Origin of the sequence: Lutispora sp. (assembly GCF_041687175.1) — a bacterium.
GTDB lineage: Bacteria > Bacillota > Clostridia > Lutisporales > Lutisporaceae > Lutispora.
The window spans coordinates 1-4,365 of sequence record NZ_JAWLCK010000177.1; the positions used below are offsets into that span (position 1 = coordinate 1).

Sequence of the window (4,365 nt, forward strand, 5' to 3'; positions counted from 1 at the left end):
CTCTAATAATACAATATGAAAAAATAAAGATGATTTAATTTTGTTATAGAAGTGATTGAATGCTCAGCTTACGCTACGAATGAATCAAAGAAACAAAAATTGATTGAAAATACATCATATTTGGTGTATAATGTAATTGCAGATACATCAAATGTGATGTATAAACATGTAGAATACAAGACAACTAAGAGGAAAGCTCTGGGAAATCAAGTTTTGTGATGATAACCGCATAATGTATGTTGTTGCAGACGGAGATAATATGTATTTAGTTCATGCGTGTAAGAAGCAAAAACGCAAAGCTGAGAAGTTTGAATTGGATAAGGCGATAAAAAGGGTTAAAGAATTGGAAAAGGAACTCGGTAAGAGATTTATTTGATGAATAGAATGAGAGGTGAATATATATGCCTTTTAAAAAAGTTAATGTGAAGGAAGAAATTAATAAAAGATTGGAAAATGATGTGGAGCTTAAAAAGGCTTATGACTATGCACAGCTTGAGTACGAAGTTCTTAAGCAGCTTGTTAAAATGAGGAATGAAATGGGCTTTTCTCAAAGTGATGTCGCAAGGCAGTCTGGATTAACACAGCAGATGGTTTCCCGGATTGAAACTGTGGGTAACTCTCCTACTCTAAGGAACTTTATAAAGTATGTAGACAGCTTGGGCTTGGAAATAAAGCTTGAGAAGAAGAATACCAATATGGAGTACAGTAAGGTGTAGATTTTGATACAAGCGTAGGCAGGCACTAGTTAAAGGTATAGATGATATTAAGGGGATGGACAGAGATTTTGTAGACTTATTAATTGGCCTGTACTCATTGAACTTTTCCATATTTTGCTAATTTTTTAGCCTTAATATGGTAGGTTTATGTGCTGAGAGATTGAAAAACATGTTTAAAGTTTTTAATTTCTCAATTATTTTTTTATGCCTATAATATTCATTATTCATTTCATATTTTAGGTTAAAAACGCTAAAGAGGTCTCTGTCATACTGACTCTAAACCTCTTGCCGGAAAATACGACTGTCCCCAGATTCTTTTTATCATTTTAATATCACACATTTGTAAAATGTATGAATTAATGATTATAGTTTTTTGTTTAGTAGATATGTATAGTTGATTTATTCTGAAAAGACTTTCTAGTAAGCTAATGCATAGGTAATACCTATTATAATTATTAAATAATTATATTTTACAATATATAACTAAAGTAATATGATATAAGTGAAGCAAATCAATTAACAAGGGATGAATAAAATGTATACTGTATTTAAAAGTAGAAAATTTAACGATAATTATGGAAGTAGAAATTTCAGAGCAGCAGCAAGAGTATTCTCTATACTGCTTATAATATGCTTGCTTATACAGATGTTTACAGGATGTAATGCGCAACCAGAGGCAAATGTTAATAGCAAATATTATTATAGCTTTACAGATTCATTAAAAAATACTGTTAACTTGGTAGACAAGCCTCAAAGAGTAGTTTCTCTTGTTGGCTCCTATGCTGAAACTTGGATTTTGGCAGGAGGGAGTCTTGTAGGAGTAACAAACGATGTTATAAGCGAGAGAAAAATGGACTTGCCTGAGGGAACTCAAATTGTTGGTACAATTAAAGACCCAAATGTAGAAGAAATAATAGCTCTTTCTCCTGATCTAGTGTTGCTTTCTACAGATATAGAAAGCCATGTGAAAATATCAGAAATCCTTGGAAAATCGAATATACCTTTTGCATTTTTTAAGGTAGAACATTTCGAGGACTATCTGGATATGCTTAAAATATGCACAGATATAACAGGTAATAAAGACTTATATGAGAAAAATGGCTTAGCAGTTAAGAAACAGATTAATTCGGTTCTATCAAGGATTGATAAGAAGAATCAGCCAGAAATATTATTTATACGCGCTTTTTCGAGTGGCGCTAAAGCAAAAAATGATGACAATATGGCCTGCAGGATTCTTAATGATTTAGGTACTATAAATATAGCATCAAAGCATAAGTCTCTTTTAGAGGATCTTAGCATGGAAGAAATTATTCAAGAAGATCCGGATTACATTTTTGTAGTGACAATGGGAGATAGCGAAAAAGCTTTAAAGGCTTTAAAGGATGGAATAGAGAAAAATCCAGCATGGAGTGATTTATCAGCAGTAAAAAACGATAGATACATTGTGCTTCCAAAGGAGCTATTCCACTATAAGCCTAACGCAAAATGGGGTGATAGCTATGAATATGTGGCAAAAATTCTCTATCCGGATGAATTTAAATAAAAACAGCAAGAGTTACAATGCTACAGTCATAGCTTTCCTTGTAATTTTGTTACTAATTGGAGTTTTTATGAGTATAAGCATTGGTTCTTCAAGAATATCATTATCAGAAATTATTTCTGCAATGAAGCAAGGAGATAATGCCTCAAAAACTTATAGAATTATAAACTTTGTAAGGATACCAAGAACATTTGCTGCAGTTCTTGCTGGCTGCGCTTTATCGGCATCAGGAGCTATACTTCAGTCAGTACTGAATAATTCTCTTGCAAGTCCAAACATTATTGGTGTGAATTCAGGGGCAGGATTATTTACTGTATTAGTTGCAGCTTATTTTTCCGCAAGTTTATACTATACAACTATTGCTGCTTTTATAGGTGCTCTCCTGGCAGTTCTTCTGGTTTATTCTATAGCACGAAGGACAGGAGCTTCCAGGATGGCTATAGTTCTATCCGGTGTTGCCGTATCAAGCTTTATAGGAGCAATTACGGATACTGTACTGACTCTAAAGCCCGATACAGCCATCGAACGAATAGCATTTTTAATAGGAGGCTTCTCTGGTATTACAATAGACAGGCTAAGCTTTCCTGCCTGTTTTATTCTTTTTGCTCTTGTTATAGCTTTGTTTCTAGGCTATGACATGAATATACTGGCATTAGGAGATGAAAGTGCCAAATCCTTAGGTTTAAATGTTGCCAGGTTTCGCTTTATATTTTTAATACTGGCAGCAATGTTGTCAGGAAGTGCTATAAGCTTTGCTGGTCTATTAGGCTTTGTTGGACTTATTGTTCCTCACGTATCAAGGTTTTTGATTGGATATGACAATAGAGTTCTGCTTCCGGTGTCAGCATTATTAGGGAGTATTTTCACTCTGCTTTGTGATTTACTGGCGCGGGTACTTTTTGCTCCTTTTGAAATCCCTGTTGGAATTATTATGTCTTTCCTGGGAGGTCCGTTCTTTATATATCTATTGATAAAAGGCAGGAGAGGTCAGCTTTATGATTAAACTAAACAATATAACTGCAGGGTATAACAAAGCAGAAATCATTAAAAATATAAATATAGATTTTGAAGAAGGCAGTATTACAAGTATTGTAGGTAAAAATGGCTGTGGAAAGACTACATTATTAAAAACAGCATCAAACTTGCTAAAACCTTTTAGCGGAGAAATTACCATAAAGGGCAAGGATATTTCAAATATTCCAGACAAGGAGCTGGCAAAGAAGGTTTCCTTTTTACCTCAGCTTAGAACTGTGCCTAATATAACGGTATATAATTTGGTGATGCATGGCAGATATCCTTATTTAGGTTTTTCACGTACTCCTCAGAAAAAAGACAAAGAGATTGTAAATAGGGCTATAGAAGATATGGGGCTTAATAAATATATAAATAAAGATATTCATGAGCTTTCCGGTGGGCAGCGTCAAAAGGTTTATATAGCCATGGTTTTGGCCCAGGATACGGATATTATATTTCTAGATGAGCCAACTACCTATTTGGATATTAATCATCAGCTTGAGATATTAGAAATAATAAAAAAGCTAAAAAAGATGGGCAAAACGATTATTATGGTACTTCACGACTTAAGTAATGCACTTTCCTATTCGGATCAGGTTTGTCTGATGGATAATGGAGAGGTAATCATATACGATACTCCACAAGCGGTATATGATAGTAAAAAGATAGATGGAATATTTAAGGTCTGCTCACAACAGGTGCTCATTGGGGAAGAAAAAAGAAAGCAGTATGTGTTTTATCTGAACTAGAATAGAAGTAGAAAGTAAAAAAGCTTTCATCACTCTAAATCTATAATAAAGAGTGGTGAAAGCTTTTATTAACCTACATAATTGGCAAGCAATTTAATAAATAATAAAGAAGAAGCAGCAACAGCAATCCAGGTGCATCCGCCAAGTATTATTGGCTTAATGCCTTTTGTCAATAAATCTTTAAGTTGAATTTTAAAGCCTACACCAGCTAAAGCAGTAGTGATTAAAAACTTGTAGCCCATTTTAAAGAAGCTGGATGCGCCATTAATGTTCTGGAATATTCCTAAGGTGTTTAAGATAGCCATCAATAAGAAAACAAGAATAAACCATGGAAAAACCTTGATTA

General features: G+C 33.8%; 5 protein-coding genes and 1 pseudogene. 5 read left to right on the plus strand and 1 reads right to left on the minus strand.

Going from position 1 to position 4,365, the window contains the following annotated elements:
• Positions 1-172: 172 nt before the first annotated feature.
• The 5 genes and pseudogenes from ACESM9_RS14685 to ACESM9_RS14705 all read left to right on the plus strand — a co-directional run.
• Positions 173-376 (plus strand): annotated as a pseudogene (locus ACESM9_RS14685) (type II toxin-antitoxin system RelE/ParE family toxin); the annotation flags it as partial.
• Between the two features lie 25 nt (positions 377-401).
• Entirely contained in the window at positions 402-716 is a 315-nt protein-coding gene (locus ACESM9_RS14690; protein ID WP_373000363.1) for a helix-turn-helix domain-containing protein, read from the plus strand.
• A gap of 535 nt (positions 717-1,251) precedes the next feature.
• Positions 1,252-2,259 (plus strand): ABC transporter substrate-binding protein, encoded by a 1,008-nt coding sequence (locus ACESM9_RS14695; protein ID WP_373000366.1) that lies wholly within the window; start codon positions 1,252-1,254, stop codon positions 2,257-2,259.
• Positions 2,246-3,259: a FecCD family ABC transporter permease gene (locus tag ACESM9_RS14700; protein ID WP_373000369.1), complete on the plus strand. Its 1,014-nt coding sequence runs from the start codon at positions 2,246-2,248 to the stop codon at positions 3,257-3,259. The genes ACESM9_RS14695 and ACESM9_RS14700 overlap by 14 nt, the downstream gene beginning before the upstream one ends.
• On the plus strand, positions 3,252-4,019 hold the full coding sequence (locus ACESM9_RS14705) for an ABC transporter ATP-binding protein (RefSeq protein WP_373000372.1): 768 nt from the start codon (positions 3,252-3,254) through the stop codon (positions 4,017-4,019). The genes ACESM9_RS14700 and ACESM9_RS14705 overlap by 8 nt, the downstream gene beginning before the upstream one ends.
• Positions 4,020-4,087: 68 nt before the next feature.
• On the opposite strand, the gene ACESM9_RS14710 is transcribed toward ACESM9_RS14705, so the two are convergent.
• On the minus strand, positions 4,088-4,365 hold a 278-nt coding region (locus tag ACESM9_RS14710), incomplete at its 5' end, for a putative sulfate exporter family transporter (protein WP_373000375.1).